General features: G+C 58.9%; 28 protein-coding genes. 12 read left to right on the forward strand and 16 right to left on the reverse strand.

Annotated features, from left to right (window positions below):
• Nucleotides 1-77: 77 nt before the first annotated feature.
• The gene (locus HBH25_RS10880) at nt 78-836 is read right to left on the reverse strand and encodes a Nif3-like dinuclear metal center hexameric protein (protein ID WP_168083937.1); all 759 of its coding nucleotides are present in this window, start codon (nt 834-836) and stop codon (nt 78-80) included.
• A gap of 108 nt (nt 837-944) precedes the next feature.
• On the opposite strand from HBH25_RS10880, the gene algW reads away from it, so the two are divergent.
• On the forward strand, nt 945-2,108 hold the full coding sequence (gene algW / locus HBH25_RS10885; protein WP_168083938.1) for a Do family serine endopeptidase AlgW: 1,164 nt from the start codon (nt 945-947) through the stop codon (nt 2,106-2,108).
• Between the two features lie 178 nt (nt 2,109-2,286).
• Here the strand turns inward: algW and hisC are convergent, their stop codons facing one another.
• The 10 genes from hisC to HBH25_RS10935 all read right to left on the reverse strand — a co-directional run bounded on the left by hisC (nt 2,287) and on the right by HBH25_RS10935 (nt 10,168).
• Nucleotides 2,287-3,333, reverse strand: coding sequence for a histidinol-phosphate transaminase (gene hisC / locus HBH25_RS10890; RefSeq protein ID WP_168083939.1), 1,047 nt, complete (start codon nt 3,331-3,333; stop codon nt 2,287-2,289).
• Nucleotides 3,334-3,335: 2 nt separating this feature from the next.
• Nucleotides 3,336-4,649 carry a histidinol dehydrogenase gene (hisD, locus tag HBH25_RS10895; RefSeq protein ID WP_168083940.1) on the reverse strand — a complete coding sequence of 438 codons (1,314 nt, stop codon included), beginning with the start codon at nt 4,647-4,649 and terminating at the stop codon, nt 3,336-3,338.
• Nucleotides 4,650-4,787: 138 nt separating this feature from the next.
• Complete coding sequence (gene hisG / locus HBH25_RS10900; RefSeq protein WP_168083941.1) at nt 4,788-5,423, reverse strand: ATP phosphoribosyltransferase; 636 nt, start codon at nt 5,421-5,423, stop codon at nt 4,788-4,790.
• Between the two features lie 54 nt (nt 5,424-5,477).
• Nucleotides 5,478-6,743: a UDP-N-acetylglucosamine 1-carboxyvinyltransferase gene (gene murA / locus HBH25_RS10905; RefSeq protein WP_168083942.1), complete on the reverse strand. Its 1,266-nt coding sequence runs from the start codon at nt 6,741-6,743 to the stop codon at nt 5,478-5,480.
• Nucleotides 6,744-6,764: 21 nt separating this feature from the next.
• Nucleotides 6,765-7,004, reverse strand: coding sequence for a BolA family protein (locus tag HBH25_RS10910; protein WP_168083943.1), 240 nt, complete (start codon nt 7,002-7,004; stop codon nt 6,765-6,767).
• A 128-nt stretch (nt 7,005-7,132) separates the two neighbouring features.
• Nucleotides 7,133-7,435, reverse strand: coding sequence for an STAS domain-containing protein (locus HBH25_RS10915; RefSeq protein WP_168083944.1), 303 nt, complete (start codon nt 7,433-7,435; stop codon nt 7,133-7,135).
• On the reverse strand, nt 7,432-8,085 hold the full coding sequence (locus tag HBH25_RS10920) for an MlaC/ttg2D family ABC transporter substrate-binding protein (protein ID WP_168083945.1): 654 nt from the start codon (nt 8,083-8,085) through the stop codon (nt 7,432-7,434). Before HBH25_RS10920 ends, HBH25_RS10915 begins: the two co-directional genes overlap by 4 nt.
• A gap of 9 nt (nt 8,086-8,094) precedes the next feature.
• Nucleotides 8,095-8,562 (reverse strand): outer membrane lipid asymmetry maintenance protein MlaD, encoded by a 468-nt coding sequence (gene mlaD / locus HBH25_RS10925; RefSeq protein ID WP_168083946.1) that lies wholly within the window; start codon nt 8,560-8,562, stop codon nt 8,095-8,097.
• Nucleotides 8,562-9,359 carry a lipid asymmetry maintenance ABC transporter permease subunit MlaE gene (mlaE, locus tag HBH25_RS10930; protein WP_168083947.1) on the reverse strand — a complete coding sequence of 266 codons (798 nt, stop codon included), beginning with the start codon at nt 9,357-9,359 and terminating at the stop codon, nt 8,562-8,564. Before mlaE ends, mlaD begins: the two co-directional genes overlap by 1 nt.
• Nucleotides 9,359-10,168 (reverse strand): ATP-binding cassette domain-containing protein, encoded by an 810-nt coding sequence (locus HBH25_RS10935; RefSeq protein WP_168083948.1) that lies wholly within the window; start codon nt 10,166-10,168, stop codon nt 9,359-9,361. The genes mlaE and HBH25_RS10935 overlap by 1 nt, the downstream gene beginning before the upstream one ends.
• A 271-nt stretch (nt 10,169-10,439) precedes the next feature.
• On the opposite strand from HBH25_RS10935, the gene HBH25_RS10940 reads away from it, so the two are divergent.
• From HBH25_RS10940 to HBH25_RS10985, 10 genes are all read left to right on the forward strand, one after another.
• Nucleotides 10,440-11,414, forward strand: a complete 975-nt coding sequence (locus tag HBH25_RS10940) for a KpsF/GutQ family sugar-phosphate isomerase (protein WP_168083949.1) — start codon at nt 10,440-10,442, stop codon at nt 11,412-11,414.
• Entirely contained in the window at nt 11,414-11,938 is a 525-nt protein-coding gene (locus HBH25_RS10945) for a KdsC family phosphatase (RefSeq protein ID WP_168083950.1), read from the forward strand. Before HBH25_RS10940 ends, HBH25_RS10945 begins: the two co-directional genes overlap by 1 nt.
• Nucleotides 11,939-11,945: 7 nt before the next feature.
• A complete protein-coding gene (gene lptC, locus HBH25_RS10950) occupies nt 11,946-12,518 on the forward strand; it encodes an LPS export ABC transporter periplasmic protein LptC (protein WP_168083951.1) in 573 nt (190 codons plus the stop codon).
• Nucleotides 12,505-13,050, forward strand: coding sequence for a lipopolysaccharide transport periplasmic protein LptA (gene lptA / locus HBH25_RS10955; RefSeq protein ID WP_168083952.1), 546 nt, complete (start codon nt 12,505-12,507; stop codon nt 13,048-13,050). The genes lptC and lptA overlap by 14 nt, the downstream gene beginning before the upstream one ends.
• Nucleotides 13,050-13,775, forward strand: a complete 726-nt coding sequence (lptB, locus tag HBH25_RS10960; RefSeq protein WP_168083953.1) for an LPS export ABC transporter ATP-binding protein — start codon at nt 13,050-13,052, stop codon at nt 13,773-13,775. Before lptA ends, lptB begins: the two co-directional genes overlap by 1 nt.
• Before the next feature lie 136 nt (nt 13,776-13,911).
• A complete protein-coding gene (locus tag HBH25_RS10965) occupies nt 13,912-15,420 on the forward strand; it encodes an RNA polymerase factor sigma-54 (RefSeq protein ID WP_168083954.1) in 1,509 nt (502 codons plus the stop codon).
• 134 nt (nt 15,421-15,554) lie between these two features.
• Entirely contained in the window at nt 15,555-15,866 is a 312-nt protein-coding gene (gene hpf, locus HBH25_RS10970; protein ID WP_168083955.1) for a ribosome hibernation-promoting factor, HPF/YfiA family, read from the forward strand.
• Between the two features lie 7 nt (nt 15,867-15,873).
• Nucleotides 15,874-16,338: a PTS IIA-like nitrogen regulatory protein PtsN gene (gene ptsN, locus HBH25_RS10975; RefSeq protein ID WP_168083956.1), complete on the forward strand. Its 465-nt coding sequence runs from the start codon at nt 15,874-15,876 to the stop codon at nt 16,336-16,338.
• 2 nt (nt 16,339-16,340) lie between these two features.
• Entirely contained in the window at nt 16,341-17,198 is an 858-nt protein-coding gene (gene rapZ, locus HBH25_RS10980; RefSeq protein ID WP_168083957.1) for an RNase adapter RapZ, read from the forward strand.
• 20 nt (nt 17,199-17,218) lie between these two features.
• Nucleotides 17,219-17,491: an HPr family phosphocarrier protein gene (locus HBH25_RS10985; RefSeq protein WP_168083958.1), complete on the forward strand. Its 273-nt coding sequence runs from the start codon at nt 17,219-17,221 to the stop codon at nt 17,489-17,491.
• Nucleotides 17,492-17,557: 66 nt separating this feature from the next.
• Here the strand turns inward: HBH25_RS10985 and HBH25_RS10990 are convergent, their stop codons facing one another.
• The 3 genes from HBH25_RS10990 to pmbA form a co-directional block, all read right to left on the reverse strand.
• Nucleotides 17,558-18,175 carry a superoxide dismutase gene (locus HBH25_RS10990; RefSeq protein WP_168083959.1) on the reverse strand — a complete coding sequence of 206 codons (618 nt, stop codon included), beginning with the start codon at nt 18,173-18,175 and terminating at the stop codon, nt 17,558-17,560.
• A gap of 1 nt (nt 18,176) precedes the next feature.
• Nucleotides 18,177-18,620: a tetratricopeptide repeat protein gene (locus HBH25_RS10995; RefSeq protein ID WP_168083960.1), complete on the reverse strand. Its 444-nt coding sequence runs from the start codon at nt 18,618-18,620 to the stop codon at nt 18,177-18,179.
• A 106-nt stretch (nt 18,621-18,726) separates the two neighbouring features.
• Nucleotides 18,727-20,073 (reverse strand): metalloprotease PmbA, encoded by a 1,347-nt coding sequence (pmbA, locus tag HBH25_RS11000; protein WP_168083961.1) that lies wholly within the window; start codon nt 20,071-20,073, stop codon nt 18,727-18,729.
• A 110-nt stretch (nt 20,074-20,183) separates the two neighbouring features.
• On the opposite strand from pmbA, the gene yjgA reads away from it, so the two are divergent.
• Entirely contained in the window at nt 20,184-20,705 is a 522-nt protein-coding gene (gene yjgA / locus HBH25_RS11005) for a ribosome biogenesis factor YjgA (RefSeq protein WP_168083962.1), read from the forward strand.
• Nucleotides 20,706-20,979: 274 nt separating this feature from the next.
• Here yjgA and HBH25_RS11010 read toward each other — a convergent pair whose 3' ends face one another.
• Together HBH25_RS11010 and tldD are read right to left on the reverse strand one after the other, a co-directional pair.
• A complete protein-coding gene (locus HBH25_RS11010; RefSeq protein ID WP_168083963.1) occupies nt 20,980-22,419 on the reverse strand; it encodes a TldD/PmbA family protein in 1,440 nt (479 codons plus the stop codon).
• 334 nt (nt 22,420-22,753) lie between these two features.
• A complete protein-coding gene (tldD, locus tag HBH25_RS11015; protein WP_168083964.1) occupies nt 22,754-24,196 on the reverse strand; it encodes a metalloprotease TldD in 1,443 nt (480 codons plus the stop codon).
• Between the last annotated feature and the right edge of the window lie 85 nt (nt 24,197-24,281).

The following is a 24,281-nucleotide window of genomic DNA, read 5'->3' on the forward strand; positions in this document are numbered from 1 at the left end:
ACTCTATCACAGCATTAAGGCCTATTAAGGCAGCGCCTTAGATCCAAAAGGTATGAGCATATGCCCGCGAGTTTTGACTACACCGGGTTTGGGCAGTCTATGAACACGTGCTCGATGGCAAAGCGCCGTGCCAGGTAATCACCCAGCGCCTGCACGCCATAACGTTCGGTAGCGTGATGGCCGGCGGCAATGAATGACACGCGATTCTCACAGGCGCTATGGAACGTCTGCTCGGATGCTTCACCGGTCAGAAACAGGTCTACCCCAGCCTCGATAGCCTTGTCGATGTAACCTTGGCCACCCCCGGTACACCAACCTACACGCCTTACCACCTGGCCACTGCACACCACCAGTGGCTCGCGGCCCAGCACCTGCGCTACCTGGCGGGAAAATGCCAATGCGGTTTGAGGCATGTCCAGCGAACCGATCAAGCCAACGACTTTCGAGTCACGCGGATCAAGGGGGCCTTCCACCGTTATGCCAAGCCGCGCAGCCAGCTGTACGTTATTGCCGACGTCTGGGTGTATGTCCAAGGGAAGGTGGTAGGCGAGCAGGCTCACATCGTGCTTGAACAATGTCTTGAGCCGCCGATGCTTCATGCCCGTGATACAAGGGTTTTCACCCTTCCAGAAGTAGCCGTGGTGCACCAGCACCAAGTCGGCACCGGCATCCACAGCGGCGTCCAGCAGTGCCTGGCTGGCCGTCACGCCGCTGACGATCTTGCGTACCTGGGGGCGCCCCTCTACCTGTAGCCCGTTGGGGCAGTAATCGGCAATGCTGGCCGCGTTAAGATAACGGTCGGCCTCTTCTACCAGGATGCTCAGCGACACCGCCATAAAAGTCTCCACAAGACAGTTTGCGAGCGGCGATGCGCTCGTATAATGGCGCCCATTATGGGCCGGCACCGGCTCGGTGGAAACGCTATTACCGCTCAGGACTCATTGATGTCGATTGCCTTGCGTTACTTCAGCTGGCCGCTGCTGACCGGCATTCTGGTCGCCCTGCTGATTATCCTGCGCTTTCCCGAATGGGTGGGCCTACCTAGCCAGGATGTGAACCTGCAAACCGCACCGCAATCGGGCGCCGTTGTCCGCGGGCCTGTTTCCTATGCTGACGCTGTCACTTTGGCCGCCCCGGCGGTCGTCAACCTCTATACCACTAAAGCAGTGAACAAATCGGCCCACCCGTTGTTGGACGACCCCCAGTTCAAACGGTTTTTCGGTGACAACCTGCCGCGGCAGCGCCGGTGGGAGTCCAGCCTGGGCTCGGCGGTGATCATGAGCCCGGAAGGCTACCTGCTGACCAACAACCATGTGACCTCCGGAGCGGATCAGATTGTGGTCGCCCTCAAGGATGGCCGTGAAACCCTTGCCCGCGTTATTGGCAGTGATCCGGAAACCGACCTGGCCGTGCTGAAGATCGACCTGCAGCACCTGCCTGCCATTACCATCGGCAGTTCAGACAGCCTGCGCATAGGTGATGTGGCCCTGGCCATCGGCAACCCTTTTGGCGTAGGCCAAACCGTGACCATGGGCATCATCAGTGCAACAGGGCGCAACCAGTTGGGCCTCAATACCTACGAGGACTTCATCCAGACCGACGCTGCTATCAACCCCGGTAACTCCGGCGGCGCGCTTGTGGATGCCAATGGCAACCTTACCGGCATCAACACCGCCATCTTCTCCAAATCCGGGGGAAGCCAAGGCATCGGGTTCGCCATTCCCACCAAACTGGCGTTGGAGGTGATGAAATCCATCATCGAACATGGCCAGGTGATTCGTGGCTGGCTGGGCATCGAAGTTCAGCCTTTGACGGACGACTTGGCAGAGTCCTTTGGCCTGAAAGACCGGCCAGGCATCGTGGTGGCTGGCATTTTCCGCGATGGCCCTGCGCAGAAAGCCGGCTTGCAGCTGGGTGACGTGATACTCAGCATCAACAACGAGACGGCTTCCGATGGCCGGCGTTCGATGAACCAGGTCGCCCGCACCAAGCCTGGAGACAAGATCGTTATCGAGGTAATGCGCGACAGCAAGACCCTGAAGCTGACGGCTGAAGTCGGGATGCGGCCACCGCCAGCACCGGCGGCGGTGCCCAAGGAAGAGGGCTGACCCTTCTTATGGCAAAAGGGATTGCCACACTGTAGCGGCGCATCATTCGCCCGCTGCGCGCGGGCTCCCACAAGGGATCGTGCCAGGCACGACCCTTAGGGTATTTAAAGCGCTTTACAAAGGAGAGGTAGTGCCCTGTGGGACCGGTCGCAGCCGAAGGCGCAGACCGGGAACCGCGTTACGCCAAAGCGTCCAGCAACGCTTGGTTCTCCTCCGGCGTACCAATGGAGATTCGCAGGAACTGGGCAATCCGGGCCTGCTTGAAGTGCCGCACGATCACGTTGTGCTCACGCAAATGCGCCGCTATCGCCGCAGCGTCCTTGTCGGGGTGCCGAACAAAGATAAAGTTTGCCCCCGATGGCAACACCTCGAACCCACGTTGTGCCAATTCGGCGGACAGTTGCTCGCGGCTTGCGATGACACGGTGCCGGGTGTGGTCGAACCAGGCACGGTCCTCGAATGCAGCCGCTGCCCCCGCCAGGGCAATACGGTCAATGGGGTAAGAGTTAAAGCTGTTCTTCACCCGCTCAAGCGCCTCGATCAGGTCCGGGTGCCCCACCGCCAGCCCTACCCGCAGCCCTGCCAGCGAGCGAGACTTGGACAAGGTTTGGGTTACCAGCAGGTTCGGATACCGGCCTACCAGAGAAATGGCCGTCTCCCCGCCAAAATCGATATACGCCTCGTCCACCACCACGACTGAGTCCGGGTTACCCTGAACGACCTGTTCAATGGCACTCAGGCCCATCAGGCAACCGGTGGGTGCATTGGGGTTTGGGAAAATGATCCCGCCGTTGGGCCTGATGTAGTCATCTGGGTTTATCTGGAAGCTTTCATCCAGGGCCAGCTGCTCGAAGTCGATGCCATAAAGCCCACAGTACACGGGATAGAAGCTGTAGCTGATGTCTGGGAACAACAGCGGCTTATCCTGTTGAAACAGGCCGTGGAAGATATGGGCGAGCACTTCATCCGAACCGTTGCCCACGAATACCTGGCCGGGCTGTACATCGTAGAAAGCGGCCACAGCGTGTTTGAGCCGATCCCCGTTCGGATCAGGGTAGAGGCGCAAGGTATCGCCGATTTCAGCCCGCATGGCCTCCAGGGCCAAGGGCGAAGGCCCATAGGGGTTTTCGTTGGTATTAAGCTTCACCAGGTTGGTGAGCTTCGGCTGCTCGCCAGGCACATAGGGCACCAGCTGTTTGACGAAGGGGCTCCAGAACTTGCTCATGGTCAGGCTTCCTTGATCCGGTATTCGGCACTACGGGCATGGGCGCTCAACGACTCTCCGCGGGCCAGTACCGAAGCGGTACGGCCCAGTTCGGACGCACCCTGCTCAGAACAGAAGATAACCGACGAACGCTTCTGGAAATCGTACACGCCTAAGGGGGAAGAGAAACGTGCAGTGCCTGACGTAGGTAATACGTGATTGGGCCCGGCGCAATAGTCACCCAGGGCCTCGCTGGTATGACGCCCCATGAAAATGGCGCCCGCGTGGCGGATGTGCGGCAACCACTCGCTCGGTGCGTCCACAGACAGCTCCAGGTGTTCAGGTGCAATACGGTTGGCCACGTCGATGGCTTGGGCCATGTCTGCGACCTTGATCAGTGCACCCCGATTGGCCAGAGACGTGCGAATGATCTCAGCTCGCTCCATGGTGGGAAGCAGCTTGTCTATGCTCTGTGCCACGTTGTCCAGGAATGCCTGGTCCGGGCTGACGAGAATGGCCTGGGCGTCTTCGTCATGCTCGGCCTGGGAGAACAGGTCCATGGCGATCCAGTCCGGATCAGTACCGCCGTCACACACCACAAGAATTTCCGAAGGGCCTGCGATCATGTCGATGCCTACCTGCCCGAACACATGGCGCTTGGCAGTGGCCACATAGATGTTGCCCGGCCCGACGATCTTGTCGACCCGTGGCACACTCTCGGTGCCATAGGCCAGCGCGGCGACAGCCTGGGCGCCCCCGATGGTGAATACCCGGTCCACGCCCGCGATACAGGCAGCGGCCAGCACCAGCTCGTTTATTTCACCGCGTGGGGTAGGCACCACCATCACAACCTCGGGCACCCCGGCCACTTTTGCCGGAATGGCATTCATCAGCACTGAAGAGGGATAGCTGGCCTTCCCACCTGGTACATACAAGCCTGCCCGATCCAGGGGGGTCACCTGCTGGCCCAACACCGTGCCATCGGCCTCGGTATAGCTCCAGGAGCCCTGCTTCTGCTTTTCATGGTAGCTGCGCACACGGGTAGCGGCGGTTTCAAGGGCTTCCCTTTGGGCTGGCGTAATACGCTCCAAGGCCTGCTCTAGGCGTGCACGGGGCAGAATCAGGTCAGCCATGGCGCTGGCCTGCACGCCATCGAAACGCTGAGTGAACTCGACTACAGCAGCGTCGCCCTGTTCGCGTACAGCTTTGATGATGTCCAGTACCCGGCCGTTTACGGCTTCGTCAGACACGCTTTCCCAGCTCAGCAGATGATCCAGATGCCGCGCGAAATCCAGGGCGGTGGCGTCGAGTCGGCGGATGGCGGTAGGTGCGGTCATGGCAAGCCTCAGGGGTTGAGCAAGGTGACGAAATAAACGGACAATCTAGCAGCACCACCGCGCCGTTATCAGCCTTTCTTCATGGAAATAGCCTATGGCGCGGATAGTGAAAGCGCACCTGAGAAGGCGCGCGACGTGTCAGCTACGGTGTCGGGATTCCACCGCGTGGCGCAGGCTGTCGATCAAGGCCTGGATACGCCCGTGCTGCATTTTCATGGAGGCCTTGTTGACCACGAGGCGGGAGCTGACCATGGCGATCAGGTCCTGGGGCTCCAGGCCATTGGCCCGCAGGGTGTTGCCGGTGTCGACCACGTCAATGATCTTGTCTGCAAGGCCAACCAAGGGCGCGAGCTCCATGGAACCGTACAGCTTGATGATATCCACCTGGCGCCCCTGCTCGGCGTAATAGCGCTTGGCAACGTTCACGAATTTGGTTGCGATACGCAGCCGGCCCTTAGGCGTGGGTGCGCCGACCGCACCGGCGGTCATCAGTTTGCAACAGGCGATTTTCAGGTCCAGCGGCTCATACAAACCCTGGCCGCCGTACTCCATGAGCACGTCCTTGCCTGCTACACCCAGGTCCGCCGCACCGTGCTCTACATAAGTGGGCACATCGGTGGCGCGTACGATCAACAGGCGAACATCGCCCTGGGTGGTGGGAATAATGAGCTTGCGGCTTTTGTCCGGATCTTCGGTCGGGGCAATACCGGCAGCCGCGAGCAGCGGCAAGGTATCGTCGAGAATGCGGCCCTTGGACAACGCGATGGTTAGCATGGGAGAAGCGAATCCCTATCAGAAATGGGCCGGGCTAACCCGGCCCCAAGCAACCTAACCCGGTACGCGACGAATCTTCGCGCCCAGCATTTGCAGTTTTTCCTCGATGCACTCGTAACCACGGTCGATGTGGTAGATACGATCGATGAGGGTGTCACCTTCAGCCACCAAGGCAGCCAGCACCAGGCTTGCAGAAGCACGCAGGTCGGTGGCCATGACAGGGGCGCCCTTGAGCCCTTCTACACCGGTCACGATCGCGGTATTACCTTCGACCTGGATGTGAGCCCCCATTCGCAGCAGCTCGTATACGTGCATGAAACGGTTCTCGAACACCGTTTCAATGACCGCGCCTGTACCCTCGGCCACACAGTTGAGCGAGATGAACTGCGCCTGCATGTCGGTCGGGAACGCCGGGTACGGTGCTGTGCGCAGGTTGACCGCACGCGCCCGTTTGCCGTGCATGTTCAGTTCGATCCAGTCTGCGCCGGTCGTGACTTCAGCACCCGCCTCACGCAGTTTTTCCAGCACCGCTTCAAGGATGGTGGGATCGGTGTCCTTGAGCTTCACACGCCCGCCTGTTACCGCCGCCGCTACCAGGTAGGTGCCGGTTTCGATACGGTCTGGCATCACCTTGTAGGTCGCCGAATGAAGACGCTCTACGCCCTCGATGGTAATGGTGTCCGTGCCAGCGCCCTGCACGTTGCCGCCCATGGCATTGATGAAGTTGGCCAGATCGACCACTTCCGGTTCACGGGCGGCGTTCTGCAGGACCGTACGGCCTTTGGCCAGGGCAGCGGCCATCATGATGTTCTCGGTGCCGGTCACGCTCACGGTGTCGAAGAAGAAGTTCGCCCCGCGCAAGCCGCCTTCCGGCGCCTTGGCCTTGATATAGCCGCCTTCCACGTCAATGGTCGCGCCCATGGCTTCCAGGCCACGGATGTGGAGGTCCACAGGGCGGGAGCCGATGGCGCACCCACCAGGCAATGCCACTTCCGCCTCGCCGAAACGGGCAACCATGGGGCCGAGCACCAGAATGGACGCGCGCATGGTTTTCACCAGCTCGTAGGGTGCAACCAGCGTTTTGATGGTACGCGGGTCGATTTCGACCGCCAGCTTTTCGTTGATCACAGGCTCGATGCCCATGCGCCCGAACAGCTCGATCATGGTAGTGATGTCGTGCAGGTGCGGCAGGTTCGCCACGGTGACCGGGCCATCGGCGAGCAGGGTCGCAGCGAGGATCGGTAGAGCAGCGTTCTTGGCGCCGGAGATGCGGATCTCGCCATCGAGGCGAGCGCCGCCGGTAATAATCAGTTTATCCATAACACTCTCGAAGCCTGTGGCTCAGGTACGCTCAGCCCAGGCTGCGCGGGTGAAAAATTTCATGGTCACGGCATGGATGCTGCCATCGGCGATCCATGGGTTCAGGTGCGTATAGATCTGCTGCTGCCGCTTGACCGGACTGAGCGCGGCCAGTTCGTCGCTGACGATGTTCAGTTGGAAGTTGCAGCCTTCACCTTCGACTTCTACCTGAACCTGTGGCAGCTGCTCTTCAAGAAAGCGTTTAACTTCTAAGGCCTGCATGCTTAACCTCGATCGGCGCCCTGTGCGCGCGGGTCGGCCATCATACAAAAAAAGCCCGTTGGCTGCGAGGGTAGCAGCGCGAACGGGCTTGTTTCATTTCAGGGCATGGTGCAGCAAAAGCCCTTGGCTCAAGCGCGGCTTAGCAAACCGGCAACGCCGCAGACTTCGGCAATCTGGCTTAGCTCCTGGGGCAAGGCACGTATACCAAAAGCCTTTCCGGCCTTCTTGGCGTCCCGGCTCAAGGCCAACAGCAAGGAGATCCCTACACTGTTGGCACTCTGGATGGCTGAACAATCGACGATCACCTGGGCAGCGGGTAGCTGCCCTATGAGCTTTGCACCTTGCTCGCGCAAACGTGCGCCTGTGCGGTAGTCCAGCACGCCGGACAGGTGAAGTTCACCGCCAGCCACCTCGATCGACCCCAGGCTCACGGCTGCCCCTGCAATGGCTGGCTGCCAGCCGCATCCTTGGCCTTGGCAACTTCACCTGCCCAGCCATCGATGGTCTTGTCCAGGTTGTTGCCATTACGCTGCATGGCATCGGAGAACTGGTCACGGAACAGCTTGCCAATGTTGATGCCGTTCACGATCACGTTACGCACCTTCCAGTCACCATTTACCTTTTCCAAGGTATAGGAAACCGGGTACACGGCACCGTTGTTACCCTTGACCTGCATCCCGACGGATGTGCGGTCGCCGCTTTCATCTTTGGGTGCATCTACGGTGATGCCCTGGTTGTTGTATTCCAGCAAGGCATTCCCATAGAACTGGAACAGGCTGCGACGGAAGTTTTCCTGGAAACGCTGCATCTGCTCAGGCGTCGCCCTGCGTGAATACTTGACCGTCATGATGCTGCGAGAAATGCCATCGGCATCTACCACAGGGCCTACGATACGGTTGAGCGCGTCATAGAATGCCTGAGGGTTCTGACGGTAGTTTTCACGGTTGGCGCTCAGGTCGGACAGCAACTGATCCGTGGTGCCTTTGATCAGGCTATAAGCCGGAGTTGCCGGGGCCGCGCTGGCCAGCAGGGGCACTGCCAGCAGCATGGCGACCAGGGCTTGACGCAGGATAGCTAACATTGAAACTCCTTATTTCGCCTCTTTGCTCACATTATTGAGCAGGAATTTGCCGATCAGGTCTTCGAGCACCAGCGAAGATTGCGTGTCATGAATGGTCTGCCCATCCTTGAGCACAGCGCTCTCGCCCCCTACGCTGACCCCGATGTATTTCTCGCCCAACAGGCCCGCGGTGAGGATGGAAGCGGTAGAGTCTACCGGCAGGTTGTCGACGCTCTTGTCTATTTGAAGCGTTACCCGACCGGTAAAGGTGTCATGGTCGAGGTCGATGGCCGTGACCTTACCAATGGTCACACCGGCCATGGTCACCTTTGCTCTGACCGTGAGCCCGGCGATATTGTCAAAAAAAGCGTAAACCTTGTACGTGTCATGGGCAGTGCCAGGCGATAGCCCACTGACTCGCAGAGCGAGCAGCAGCAGGGCAAGGATCCCGGCCAGGAGAAACAGGCCGACACCAACTTCCAGGGTGCGGTTTTGCATCAGAAATCTCCAAACATCAAAGCGGTCAGAATGAAATCGAGCCCCAGTACAGCCAATGAGGCGTAAACAACAGTACGTGTGGTTGCACGGCTGATGCCTTCGGAGGTGGGATCGCAGTCATACCCTTGATAAACCGCCACCCAGGTCACCACGAAGGCGAACACGACGCTTTTGATCACGCCGTTGAGCACGTCTTCGGAAAAGCTCACGCTGTTCTGCATGTTTGCCCAGAACGAACCTTCGTACACACCCAGCCAGTCCACCGCCACCCACGACCCGCCCCAGATGCCCACCACGCTGAACAGCGCAGCCAAAATAGGCAGCGAGATGAAGCCGGCCCACAGGCGGGGCGCGATGATGTACTTGAGCGGGTCTACGCCGATCATTTCCAGGCTGGACAGCTGTTCGGTGGCCTTCATGTTGCCTATTTCCGCCGCCAGTGCTGAACCGGCGCGCCCTGCGAACAGCAGCGCCGTTACCACAGGCCCGAGTTCGCGCAGCAGCGTAAGGGCAATCATCTGCCCGACGGCCTGTTCCGATCCGTATTTAGCCAGGATGCTGAACCCTTGAAGGGACAGCACACCGCCAATGAATACGCCCGACACCAAGATAATGGCCAGCGACAGCACACCCACCGAGTACAGCTGGCGCACCAGCAGGGAAAAACCACCTGATATCCCATTCCGGCTGAACACGGCGTGCCCCAGGAACAACGTGGCGCGCCCAAACCCGGCGACGATATCGATAGCAGCCCGGCCCAATTGCCGTACCCGCTCTATCAAGGACCTGCGACGCATCAGCGACTCTCCAGAAAGTCGTCGGCCAAAGCTGGCGCGGAAAAGTGGAAAGGCACCGGCCCATCGGGCTCGCCCTTCATGAATTGGCGGATACGTGGGTTGTCCGAGGCCATGAGCTCGGCAGGCGTGCCATGACCCAACACCTGCCTGTCGCCCACTACATACAGGTAGTCTGCGATGCTGGCCGTCTCGGCCAGGTCATGGGACACCACGATACTCGTGATACCAAGCGCGTCGTTGAGCAGGCGAATCAGGCGCACCAGCACGCCCATGGCAATTGGGTCCTGCCCTACGAACGGCTCATCGTACATGAGGATCCGAGGGTCCATGGCAATGGCGCGTGCCAAGGCTACTCGCCGCTTCATACCGCCGGACAGCTCATCGGGCATCAGTGCGATGGCCCCGCGCAACCCTACGGCCTGCAGTTTCATCAATACGATGTCGCGAATCATTTCCTCTGGCAGGTCGGTATGAACCCGCAAAGGGAAGGCGACATTCTCGAAGACATCAAGGTCGGTAAATAGCGCCCCACTTTGAAACAGCACGCCCATGTGCTTGCGCGCATCGAACAGATCACTGCGTGAAAGGGCTGGCAGGTTCTGCCCATTGACCCACACTTCGCCTGTAGTCGGGCGCAGTTGCGCCCCCATCAGCCGTAGCAAGGTCGTTTTGCCGGAGCCGGATGGCCCCATGATACCGGTCACCTTGCCACGTGGAATGCGGATATCCACATTCTCGAAAATGCTGCGCGCACCGCGCTTGAAGGTGACGCCCTTCAGCTCGACCGCGTAGGCGTGTTCGACAGTCATTCGTTCTCCTTACGATGCGATACTGCGGTAAGACGTGCAGGCCAGACGCTGGGGCACAAATCGGCAGGGTCGAAGCGCGGCGCACTATACCATCGCCACTGGACTGTGACAGCGCGTGATCCCATTAGTGGCCCGCACAGGTTCAAAGGTGGCTCGGCCGGCGGCGCGATCGCGTGTGGGCCCCTCTTGATCGCTCGCGTTTGCCGCCCCGTGCGCAGCTCGGGCATTCCAGATATAATCTCGGCCCTTTCTTGAGACCGACCATCCCGGCATGAATAGCACCCGCGACCTTATCCAATCGGCGCGCCGTACCATCGACCTTGAAATCAAGGCAGTGGAAGGCCTGCTTGAGCATATAAATGCCGATTTCGTGCAGGCTTGCGAGATGATTCTTGGCAGCAGCGGCCGGGTCGTGGTCATGGGAATGGGTAAGTCGGGGCACATTGCTCGCAAGATTGCCGCTACGCTGGCCAGCACCGGCACGCCTGCCTTTTTCGTGCACCCGGCCGAAGCCAGCCACGGGGACATGGGCATGATTACGCCCAACGACATCGTGCTGGCCTTGTCGAACTCTGGCACTACCGCCGAAATTCTTACGCTTCTGCCCCTGATCAAGCGCCTTGGCATCGGGCTTATCAGCCTGACGGGCAACTCGGAATCCACGCTGGCCAGGGCCTCTGAAGTGCATCTGGATGCCCGAGTGGAGCACGAAGCCTGCCCACTGAACCTGGCGCCCACCTCGTCGACCACGGCGGCACTGGTGATGGGCGATGCCCTGGCGGTGGCGCTGCTGGAAGCACGTGGCTTCACTGCTGAGGATTTCGCCTTCTCCCACCCAGGAGGCGCATTGGGCCGTCGCCTGCTGCTTCGGGTTGAACAGTTGATGCACAGTGGCCGGGCCTTGCCTACCGTAAGGCGAGGCACTCCACTCAAGGAGGCCTTGCTGGAAATGTCCAGGAAAGGCCTGGGCATGACCGTGGTGGTCGAGGAGGATGGGCGCCTGGCGGGTGTATTCACCGACGGCGATTTGCGCCGCACCCTGGACCGCGACCTGGATGTTCGTGCCACGCCCATCGAGCAGGTGATGACAGCCCACGGAAAATCCGTAACGGCAGACATGCTGGCGGCCCAGGCGCTCAAAATCATGGAAGACTACAAAATAGGTGCATTGGTGGTGATAGACGAACGCAACCATCCTGTGGGCGCAGTCAACATGCATGATTTTCTCCGTGCGGGGGTCGTGTAATGGAGCGGACCCTGCTCGAGCGCGCAAGCCGCATCAAACTGGCTGTCTTCGACGTTGATGGCGTACTCACTGACGGCCGCCTTTACTTTCTTGAAGACGGCAGTGAGATGAAGGCGTTCAATACGCTTGATGGCCAAGGTATCAAAATGCTCATGGCCTCTGGCGTAGCCACGGCCATTATCAGTGGCCGCAACAGTGTTGCCACTGAACGTCGAGCCCGGAACCTGGGCATACCCCACGTGTTTCAGGGCCGGGAAGACAAGTTGGCCGTACTTGAGGGGCTTGTAGCGCAGCTTGGCCTTTCCCTCGACCAAGTCGCTCACTTGGGGGACGACCTGCCAGACCTCCCCGTCATGCGTCGCGTAGGGCTGGGCATGGCAGTGGCCAATGCCGCAGACTTCGTGCGCAAGCACGCCCATGGCGTTACCCAGGCGCGTGGTGGTGAAGGCGCCGCCCGGGAATACTGCGAACTCATTCTGCGCGCCCAAGGCAACCTGGACGCCGCATTGAATCATTACCTGTAGGTTGCTCATGCCAAACCGAAAGTTGCTTACGCTTGCCATTGCCGTTTCACTGGTGGCGCTGCTGGTTGCCGTGGGGTACTGGAACGTCAGCCCAGAGCGCTTCCTGGACAACCCAAAAGCCAGCGTGGACGCTGCAACCATCGATTACTACGCGGTCAACGCCCACACGGTGCAGTACCTGCCAGACGGCAAAATGCAGTATGAAATGACGGCTGATCGCGTCGAACACCTCAAGGCCAGTGAAATCACGCATGTGACCAAGCCGGTGATGGATATCTACCGGGGCACTACGTTCCCCTGGCACGTGGTCAGTGAACGTGCCGAGGTGAATCCAGACGGCACCCAGGTCGAACTCATCGATGCGGTTCGGCTCAACCGGACAGACCAGCAAAATCGCGCTACCGTCATTACCACCTCCCGAGCCATGGTCTTCCCGCAGAAGCAATATGCGGAAACTGATCAAGACGTTAGAATCGACGGCGCCGGTGGCGTCACGACTGCCAAGGGAATGAAGGCGTATCTGAATGACAGCAAGATCCACTTGCTGTCCACTGTAAGAGGACAGTATGAGGCTCGTTAAAACCCTCCCCTTTCTGCTTGGCCTGGGCGCGGCACTGGGAAGCGTGAACGCCTTGGCGCTGCCCAATGATCGGGACCAACCCATTCATATCCAGTCCGATGATGCTCAGCTTGATGACAAGCAAGGCGTGGCCGTCTATACCGGCGGCGTAATCATCACCCAGGGCTCCATGAAGATCACGGGCAACAAGGTGACCGTTACACGTACGCCCAGTGGCGACGTGGACGTATTCACGGCTGTGGGCAACCTGGCGTACTACGAGCAGAAGCCTGCCGTGGACAAGCCGATCGTCCAGGCCTATGGCGTCACCATCCAGTACTTTGCCTCCCAGAACCGTATCGTGCTGATCGACAAGGCGAAGGTCATCAACGATGGCAATACGTCCGAAGGCGAGAAGATCGTCTACGACACGGTACGCCAGGTTGTGAACGCCGGCCGCGCGACGGGTAGCAAGGTCACTGCACCGCGCCCACGCATCGACATGGTGATTCAGCCCAAGAAGAAAACCGATCAGCCGCAGAAGGCCCAGTAATGGCGACGTTGAAGGCCCAGCATCTGGCCAAGAGCTACAAAAGCCGCCAAGTGGTAAGGGATGTGAGCCTTTCCATCGAAAGCGGGCAGATCGTTGGCCTGCTGGGGCCTAACGGGGCTGGCAAAACCACATGTTTCTACATGATTGTTGGCCTTGTACAGGCCGACCAGGGCCGCGTACTGATCGACGACCTGGATGTCAGCCACCAGCCGATGCATGGTCGTGCCAAGGCGGGAATCGGCTACCTGCCCCAGGAAGCGTCCATTTTCCGCAAGCTGTCCGTGGCTGACAACATCATGGCCATCCTGGAAACCCGCAAGGACCTGGACGCTGCTGGTCGTCGCCAGGCCCTGGAAGGCCTGCTGCAGGAATTCCACATCACGCACATCCGGGATAACCTGGGCATGAGCCTGTCCGGGGGCGAGCGCCGCCGGGTAGAGATCGCACGTGCACTGGCTACGGCGCCCAAATTCATCCTGCTGGACGAACCCTTTGCCGGGGTCGACCCCATCTCCGTAGGTGATATCAAGCAGATCATTCATCACCTCAAGGCCAAGGGCATCGGCGTGCTGATCACCGATCACAACGTTCGAGAAACCCTGGACATCTGCGAAATCGCTTACATCGTGAACGATGGCCAGTTGATTGCAGAGGGCGATTCAGCAACTATTCTTGCCAATGACCTGGTGAAGGAAGTGTACCTGGGGCACGAGTTCCGGCTGTAGGCCTTGTCTTAATGTAAAGACCTCTAGGCAAACACCCTGGTTTCAGGCATATAATTTGCTTAAATTCAGGCGCCTCTCTGGGGCGCCCGTTGTGGATGGCGCCTCGCGCCGGCAACCAGGGTGTCAAGCTCACACCATGAAACCATCGCTTGTCCTTAAGATGGGCCAGCAACTGACGATGACACCGCAGTTGCAACAGGCCATCCGCCTTCTCCAGCTCTCAACCCTGGACCTCCAGCAGGAGATTCAGGAAGCGCTGGAGTCCAATCCAATGCTCGAACGCCAGGAAGAAGGCGACGACTTCGACAACAATGACCCGCTCGCTGACAAAGCCGAGCAGTCCGGACCTGTCGAAGCCCAGGAGCCTACCTTTCAGGAAACCACGTTCCAGGAAACTTCCAGCACTTCGGAAAGCAGCGAAGAAGGGGATTGGAGTGAACGCATTCCTGACGAGCTTCCCGTGGATACGGCTTGGGAAGATATTTACCAGACCAGCACCAGCAGCCTGCCAGGCGGCGATGACGACGAGTACGACTTTACAACCCGTACATCAGTAGGCGAAAGCCTGCAGAGCCATCTGCTGTGGCAGCTCAACCTGGCGCCCATGTCGGACAACGACAGGCTGATAGCAGTCACGCTGATCGATTGCATCAATAACCAGGGCTACCTTGAAGAAAGCCTGGAAGAGGTCTGTGAGGCGTTCGATCCGGAACTGGATATCGAACTCGACGAAGTGGAAGCCGTGCTCCACCGCATTCAGCAGTTCGAGCCAGCCGGCATTGGGGCGCGCACACTCAGTGAATGCCTGGCGCTTCAGCTAAGGCAGTTTCCTGCAAAGACGCCTTGGCTGGCCGAGGCTCAACGCTTGGTGGCGGACTACATCGAGCTCCTGGGCGCGCGCGACTACAGCCAGCTGATGCGCAAGATGAAGCTCAAGGAGGATGAGCTTCGCCAGGTTATAGAGCTGGTGCAGAGCCTCAACCCTCGCCCTGGTTCGCAGATAGAATCCAGTGAGCCCGAATACGTGGTGCCTGACGTGATCGTACGCAAGGACAGCGAGCGCTGGCTGGTAGAGCTGAATCAGGAGTCGATGCCACGCCTGCGTGTAAACCCGCAATACGCAGGCTTCGTTCGCCGCGCCGATAGCAGCGCCGATAACACGTTCATGCGCAATCAACTGCAGGAAGCGCGCTGGTTCATCAAGAGCCTGCAAAGCCGCAATGAGACGCTGATGAAAGTGGCGACCCAAATCGTCGAACACCAGCGTGGTTTCCTCGAATACGGCGATGAGGCCATGAAGCCGCTGGTGCTGCACGACATCGCTGAGGCGGTGGGTATGCATGAGTCCACCATTTCCAGGGTAACTACCCAGAAATACATGCATACGCCCCGCGGCATATACGAGTTGAAATACTTTTTCTCAAGCCATGTGAGCACGTCTGAGGGCGGTGAATGCTCGTCCACAGCCATTCGGGCGATCATTAAGAAACTGGTGGCAGCGGAAAACCAGAAAAAGCCATTGAGTGACAGCAAGATCGCTGGTTTACTGGAGGCACAAGGCATTCAGGTCGCACGCCGCACTGTCGCCAAGTACCGCGAGTCCCTAGGGATCGCGCCCTCGAGCGAACGCAAGCGGTTGATGTAAGCCTCACCCGGGAACGCCTGCTGTCACTGGCGCTACAGCACGCACGCCAATGTTGCGTTACCGGGATGCCACCAGCGTTTCAGTGGCAGGTGCCTCGCCTGCCTCTTTATGCACTGGCAATAAGGAGAAGCAGTATGCAAGTCAACATCAGTGGGCATCAGCTGGATGTGACCGACGCCATGCGTAACTACACCACCGAAAAACTCGCCAAGCTTCAACGGCACTATGACAAGATCACCAACGTGCAGGTGATCATGGAAGTAGAAAAACAGAAGCAGCGTGTGGAGGCCACCCTCCGGGTGCCAAACTGTGGGGAAATCGTTGCTCAAGCGGAACATGACGATATGTACGCCGCTATTGACCTCATGACTGATAAACTCGACCGGCAATTGCTCAAGCATAAGGAAAAACAGCAGAGCCACCTGCAAGGTGCGGCCGCTCGCTGACCCCCCAATGATTCGAATAGACAATATCCTGACCCCCGGCCGTTCCCTCGTGAACGTGCCGGGCGGCAGTAAAAAACGTGTTCTTGAAGAGATTTCAAGGCTGATTCACGCAGACCTGCCTCAGGTCAGCCAGCAGGTGATATTCGATGCCCTCCTCGCTCGTGAACGGTTGGGCTCAACCGGTTTCGGAAACGGAATCGCCATCCCCCATTGCCGCCTGGCTAACTGCGATCAGCCCATGAGCGCGCTTCTGCACCTGCAGGCACCTGTGGACTTCGACGCCATCGATGGCGCACCCGTAGACCTCATCTTTGTGCTGCTGGTACCCGAGGCGGCTACCGACGCGCACCTTGAACTGCTCCGTCAGATTGCAAGCATGCTCGACCGCAAGGACGTACGCGAGCAATTGCGCTCTGCCCAGGACAGCAACGCGCTGTACCAGGTTGTACTCAAAGCGCAGGCTGGCGCCTGACCATGCGCCTGGTCATCGTGAGCGGTCGTTCAGGCTCCGGCAAGAGCACCGCCCTTGATGTACTGGAAGACAACGGTTTCTATTGCATAGACAACCTGCCGGCCGGGCTTCTGCCAGAACTGGCAGACCGTGCACTGATCCACAACGAATTGGCTGAGCCATTGGTAGCGGTATCCATCGATGCGCGTAACCTGCCCAGTCACCTTTCGCGCTTCCCGCAGTTGCTCGAAGAGGTCCGCCATAAGCACATCCAATGTGACGTACTGTTTCTGGATGCTGACGAGGACACACTCCTCAAGCGCTTCTCCGAGACCCGTCGTCGTCACCCACTGACCAGCGCCGACCGCTCGCTGGCGGAAGCCATAGGCGTGGAAAGCGACTTGCTAAGCCCTATTGCGGACTTGGCCGACCTCAAGATAAACACTACTCACCTGAACCTGTATCAACTGCGGGATACCCTCAAGCTCAGGTTGCTGGAGAAGCCGGAAGCAGGCACGGCATTTTTACTGGAGTCCTTTGGCTTCAAACGCGGCATGCCTACGGACGCAGACCTGGTGTTCGACGTCCGCTGCCTCCCCAACCCTTACTGGAAGCCTGAACTGCGAGAGCATTCAGGGCTGGAGCAGCCTGTTATCGATTACTTGGCAGCGCAGCCGGATGTCGAAGACATGTTCCAGGATATCTCCCAGTACCTCCTGAAATGGCTTCCCCGTTTTGCAGCCAGCAACCGGGCTTACGTTACGGTTGCCATTGGTTGCACAGGAGGGCACCATCGCTCGGTCTATCTGACCGAACGCCTTGGCAAGCTATTGCAGGGCACCCTCAGAAACGTTCAGGTACGTCACCGAGACCTTCCCTGAATTCAAGGATTTCCTACGCAATGCCCGCACTCGATATCACCATCATCAACAAGTTGGGCCTACATGCGCGTGCTGCTGCCAAATTCGTAGGCGTGGCCGGGCGTTTCCCTTGCCAGGTTCGGGTAGGCCGTAGCGAAAGCAGCCTGGTAGATGGCAAAAGCATCATGGCAGTAATGATGCTGGCCGCTGGGAAAGGTACACAAATCCATTTGAGTACCGAAGGCGACCAGTCTCAAGAAGCATTGGATGCCTTGGTAGTACTAATCAATGGCAAGTTCGACGAGGGCGAGTAACGCACAAGTCTGCGACCGGCAACCGGCGCCTCATCGGGTCGATATGCCGGTCGCAGCGATAGCCTGTCAGGCAGCCTGTAGCGCTGCATCGTAGCGTTTCTGCACTTCAGCCCAATTGATCACATTGAAGAACGCACCAATGTACTCGGGCCTGCGGTTCTGGTACTTCAGGTAATATGCATGCTCCCACACGTCCAGGCCAAGGATGGGCGTGTTGCCCTTCATCAGGGGGCTGTCCTGATTAGCGGTGCTTTCAACCACCAGCTTTTTCTCAGGCGTTACACTCAGCCATGCCCAGCCACTCCCAAACCGGCTCAGGGCTGCTTTGGTGAAGGCGTCCTTGAACGCGTCAAAGCCTCCCACGTCTTTTTCAATGGCGTCGCTCACGCTGCCGGTGGGCTGGCCGCCCCCACCCGGCGCCATGACTTTCCAGAACAGTGAATGGTTGGCATGCCCACCGCCGTTATTGGCAACAGGGCCTTTGAGCTTCTCATCCAGGCTGGCATGACTGGCCATCAACTTTTCGATAGGCCACTCGGCGTACTCGGTGCCTTCCAAGGCTGCATTGAGGTTATTGACGTAGGTTTGATGGTGCTTGGTATGGTGGATTTCCATCGTTTGCGCATCGATGTGCGGCTCTAGTGCTTTGTAGTCATAGGGCAAGGCAGGCAGGGTATGGGGCATGTCAGTGAACTCCGTAGCGGTGATGAGCGCTCGTGTGGCGCGACTGTCGGCCCATGGCACTGGCGAGCAAGCTCGAAGTGCGGGGGTATTGGCCATGGACGGCGATGAATCCCAGCAGTTCCGTGTACGTACGGTTGCTGTGACGAAGCGCAGCGTCGCGCAGAGGTTGAGGCAGGCTTTCCTGAGCGGCCGAAGCCAGCAGGTGCTGGTGCGCTGCACACAGGTACTCGGCGCTTTCTTCAGGCTGATGCAAGCGCAGGTGCAGGTCGGCCAGGTTGTGATGGGAAACCACGAACGCCATAACGGCTTCATCTGCATTAGCCCAGCGCTCGAAAAGGATCTGCGCCAGTGCTAATGCCTGGAGGTAGTATTCCCGGGCATCCACCCATTGCCCTTGTGCAAAAAGCGCATTGGCGCGCTCAATGGTCTGTTTCCAATGGTCCATGGCCGCTCCGCTGTAAGGCTGGATGGAGGCGGAATCCACCTCCTGAGATTGACTATTAGTTGATAATCAATCTCATTTCAAGCGGAGCGGAGTATTTTCCCGATGCTTAACTGCCCGCGACAGTCATTCGCTCGATCAATACCGAACCTGTACGTGTATTGCCTCGCTGCTCGACATCGTTCCCAATAGCCACAATTTGGCGGAACATGTCCTTCATATTGCCGGCAATGGTGACTTCCTGAACCGGGAACTGGATTTCACCATGCTCTACCCAATAGCCGGCCGCACCACGGGAATAGTCGCCTGTGACCATATTCAAGCCACTGCCCATCAGCTCAGTCACTAGTAACCCGCGGCCCATGCGGCGGATGAGGGCGGCCTGGTCTTCGTTGCCATGGGTCACGAACAGGTTATGCACGCCGCCTGAGTTAGCCGTGCTTGGCATGCCCAACTTGCGCCCGGAATAGGTGCTTAACACATAGGACACTACCCTGCCCCCTTCCACAAACGGCTTGGCATAGGTAGCCAGGCCATCTCCGTCAAAGCCGGCGCTGCCCAGGGCGCGGGGTATGTGCGGGCGCTCGTCCAGCGTGAGCCACTCAGGAAACAGCAACTGGCCCATGCTGCCTTCCAGGAAGGACGACTTACGGTAGAGGTTGCCGCCCGATACCGCAGACAGAAAACTACCAAATAGCCCACCCGCCAGGTCAGCTGCGAACAGCACAGGCACTTCGCACGTTGGCACCGGGCGAGCGCCCAGGCGGCTAGCCGCGCGCTCTGCAGCTTTGCGCCCAATGGCCTGTGGTGAAGCCAGCAAATGCCCTTCTCGGTTCACGTCATACCAGTAATCGCGCTGCATCTGCTCGCCTTGCCCGGCAATCATCACGCAGCTGAGGCTATGCCGCGTGGAGGCATAGCCTCCAATGAACCCGTGGCTGTTGCCATATACCCGGCAGCCCTGATGCGTGGAAACCTGGCTGCCGTCGGCGTTCTGGATCAAAGGGCTGGCGTCGAAGGCAGCTGCTTCGCAGGCCAGTGCCAACTCGATACTCGCTTCCGGGGTAATGTCCCAAGGGTGATAGAGGTCCAGTGCGGGCAAGTCCTTTGCCATCAAGCCAGCGTCTGCCAGGCCGGAGGCTTCGTCCTCGGAAGTATGCTTGGCGATAGCCAAGGCCGCTGCAACGGTTTCGCGGATGGCTTCAGCACCACTTGCCGACGTACTGGCCGACCCCTTGCGCTGGCCCAGGTACAACGTAATACCAAAACCCTGGTCCCGATTGAACTCGACGGTTTCTACCTCACGCTGACGGATAGAGGTAGACAGGCCCTGTTCGAGGGACACTGCCACTTCGCAGGCGCTGGCACCCTGGCGACGGGCTTCGGTAATGATCTCCTCGACCTGTTGCTGTAATAGCGGTAGGGCCTCGGGACCAACGCTTTGGACTGCTTTCATGGGATTCTCCACGCTTCAAATACAGATCGCGGCAAGGGCCGGCGCTGGCCGGGCCGGACAACCGGCCCCCGACTGGTTATCATGGCGGCGTTTATTAGCGGACGGCCCCCATGGTTGATTCATACGACGATTCCCTCGGCGAGGGAAAGAGCAAGACACAGGTCAAACGTGAACTTCACGCGCTGACCGAACTAGGCGAGCGGCTCACCACGCTCAAACCCGACCTGCTCGCCAAGCTCCCGCTTACCGAGCCTCTACGGCGCGCCCTTGAAGAAGCGCCTAAACATACCGCCAATGCCGCACTCAAGCGCCACAGGCAGTTCATCGGCAAGCTTATGCGCGACCAGGATACAGATGCGATCCTGCAGTTGCTGGACCAAGTGGACGCCTCTACCCGGCAGTACAACGAACGTTTCCATAACCTGGAACGCTGGCGCGACCGGCTTATTACCGGTGACGATAGCGTATTGGACAACTTCGTTACCCAATACCCGGAGACCGATCGGCAGCAATTGCGTTCACTCGTACGCCATGCGCAGCATGAAGCCACGCACAATCGCCCGCCTTCGGCCAGCCGAAAAATATTCAAATACATCCGTGAAATCGACGAGCAACAGCGTGGTTTGCGCTGATATCAGGCAGTGAAACCCATTCGCAAGGTGTATGGTACTCCCCTGCCCCTGCTACAGAAGAATAGAAGGCCATTGCGGCTTGGATACGGCGAAAAGCACGCGCGGCGAAGGAGGCTGAGTGTAGGTGGGTACAGTTTGACATGCGCCTATGTTCACTCGTTGGGCAGGAAGAACGCAACGAGCAATACTCAAACACGAGCAACGTGGCTTGCGCCTGCCCTGAGCAATTTTAGTCACTCAGGGCAGGTGTTGTCGCTTCATGCCACGCTTTGCATTACACCGTTGGCTCTATGACCAGGCCGTCTACCCTTATTGTAGGGTGGCCATGGCTAGCCGGTGTCGCCATAACCCTGCCAGTGCCACACAGATTGGTCATGCCCGTATCCACACCCTGATCGGTACCGACCATGGACATGCCGTTTAGGAACGTGCCCAAATTACCGGTGAGCATGGCGCCACTAACCGGCGCCGTGATCTTTCCATTCTCGATCAAGTAGGCTTCAGTGACAGGGAATGCAAAGTTCGCATCTTCCAGCGTGAAACGCCCCAGGTTCACCTGAGCGCAGTAGATCCCCCGCTTCACCGATTCGATAATTTCGCCTGGCTCGGACTGCCCTGGCAGCAGACGCAGGTTCGTCCTGCGCGCCTTCGGTGGTATCGAATAGCGGTCGCGCCTACCGTTGCCTGTAGGCGCTACACCCGCCAGCTCAGCACTGAGCCTATCGTGCATGAGCCCTTTGAGGACGCCGTTCTCGATCAGATCGGTACGCTGGGTAGCGGTACCTTCATCATCGACCCTCATGGTCCCTACAGCGCCTACGAGAGCGCCATCGTCAATGATATTGCACAGGCTTGAAGCAACCTGTTTCCCTATCGGCATGGCGTAACCTTTCAATGCTGGATGTTGGTGAGCCTCCAGTGCGCGGCCGACGGTATACATCATCAGCGTTGAGGCCTCACCCGGGGGCAGTATCACGGGCATGGCACCCGTTGGTGCAGTAGTGGCTTCCAGATTGAATCGGGCGATACGCAGTGCCTCACGGGCAATTACCTTCCCGCGCTCTTCATTGAGGAAGGCAAGGTCGTGAAGCGGAAGGCTCGCGTTATAGCCCCCTTCGACACAACGGCCATCCCGTTCAATCTTTATAGCCACGTTGAACATCAGCAGAGGCCGAATATCAGCCGCCAGGCCGCCACCTGGCCTTGCCACCAAGACATGCTGGGAGATACCAAATATACCGACCTTTACTTCACGCACATGAGGGTCCAGCGTTCGCGCATACGCTTGGATACTTCTGGCCAGCTCGACTTTATCCTCGCGGTCCGAAGCCTGGAACACGTTGTCAGTGACCAGCAGATCGCCCATTCCAACCTTCAGAGCATGCTCGATCCCCTGCCCCATGGTACCAACGGTTTGCACCGTTCGGTTCAGCGCTTCTGAGGAGATGGTATTGCTAAAGGCAAGGCGGTTGCCATTACGGGTTGCAACCCGCGCATTTACTCCCCGGTCGATGTCTATGTATGTCTCAACAGATTCACTGCCTTGATCAGCTTTCTGTACCGTGATGCTCTGGACCGTTGAGGTTTGAAGGTACATGTCTGAAAACAGCGCGTCTTGCCCCGCCAGCTTGTCCGCGGCTTCAGAAACGTTTTCCAATGTGAGGCCATGGGGGGCCAACAGCCGTTCGCTAACGATCTCTAATGTCTTGTTCATATTTTGCTCCATGGAAGTACAGGGCGCGTTGCACCTGCGAATGAGCACCGATGTCAACGCACCGCCTCTAACCCGGCATCAACTCCGCTGCAGCCGGTTGCCTTAACGTACCGACTCGCCTATAGCGTTTGCTGTAACTATGTCTGGTTGGATAAATCGCTAACGCGAAAAACAGTCACACGGGCACACAGGGCTCGCGCTTGTCACGAGCACTATGGTTAGAAGAGGGGGGGGCTTCGAAGGATAAGCCCGGGGCAGGCCTACTACTGCACCCGAGCTTAACGACATTGGTTCGCGCGTTCGCCGTGACTCTGTCGCTGAGTGATCACAGCGTTTAAGCGCCTGTTCCCCCCACCGTGATGGCGTCGATCTTGAGCGTGGGCTGGCCAACACCCACAGGGACAGATTGCCCGTCCTTGCCGCAGGTACCTACACCGCTGTCCAGCGACAGGTCACTGCCTACCATCGATACCCGGCTCATGCACTCCGGGCCGTTGCCGATCAAGGTAGCACCCTTGACCGGTGCGGTGATCTTGCCGTCTTCGATCAGGTACGCCTCGCTGGTGGAGAACACGAACTTGCCGCTGGTGATATCGACCTGCCCACCACCTAGGTTAGCGCAGTACAGCCCCTTTTTGACCGACTTGATGATTTCCTCAGGGTCGTGTTCGCCAGCCAGCATGTAGGTGTTGGTCATGCGCGGCATGGGCAAGTGCGCATAGGACTCACGCCGGCCATTGCCTGTAGCTGCTGCATCCATCAACCGGGCATTGAGCTTGTCCTGCATGTAGCCTTTGAGAATGCCCTTCTCGATGAGGGTGGTGCATTGGGTACGGGTCCCTTCATCATCCACGCTCAGCGAGCCACGGCGCCCCTGCAACGTGCCATCGTCCACGATAGTGCACAGGCTGGACGCTACTTTCTGCCCCACCTGGCCACTATAGGCCGAGCTGCCTTTGCGGTTGAAGTCCCCTTCCAGGCCATGCCCGACCGCTTCGTGCAGCAGTACGCCTGACCAGCCGGAGCCCAGCACCACGGGCAGGGTGCCTGCGGGCGCTGGCTGCGCCTCCAGGTTAACCAGCGCCTGACGCAGCGCTTCCCGGGCATAACCCATGGCGCGCTCTTCCTCTACGAAATACTGGTAATGGGTGCGTGCGCCACCACCATGGCCACCGCGCTCACGGCGGCCGTTCTGCTCCACGATAACGCTCACATTGAAACGCACCAGCGGGCGCACGTCAGCGGCAAGGCTGCCGTCCATGGCCGCTACCAATACACGGTCCCACACACCCGCCATGCTCACGGTCACTTGCTGTATACGGGGGTCGAGGGTGCGGGTGTAGGCGTCGATGCGTTTCAACAGCTCGACTTTTTCGGCCCGGGTCATCACGTCCAACGGGTTGTCGGGCGCGTACAGCTGCTCGACCGTAGGCGCCTTGAAGGCTTGAACCCGACCTTGCTGGCCGGCCCTGGAAATGGAACGGGCCGCCTGGGACGCCAGGCCCAGAGCTTCCCTCGTGATCGTGTTGCTGTAGGCAAAGCCGGTCTTTTCACCCGCCTGAGCCCGCACGCCAACGCCTTGATCGAAACTGAAGCTGCCTTCCTTGACGATGCCATCTTCGAGTGCCCAGGATTCGGATACCTGGGCCTGGAAATACAGGTCTGCAGCATCGATGCCCGGGCCTGCCAGCTCACCCAGCACGCCAGTGAGGCTGTCGAGGGTAAGATTGCCAGGCGCCAGTAATTGTGCGCTGACCGTGTTCAACATTTCGCTCATGTTCACTCCGCGAAAGAGGCAGGTCGCAATGCGCCCTGCAAGGAAAACCGCTGATGCACCTGCACCGGCATTGGCCAAGGTAATG

The organism is Pseudomonas quercus (genome assembly GCF_012033695.1).
In the GTDB taxonomy this organism is placed as follows: domain Bacteria; phylum Pseudomonadota; class Gammaproteobacteria; order Pseudomonadales; family Pseudomonadaceae; genus Aquipseudomonas; species Aquipseudomonas quercus.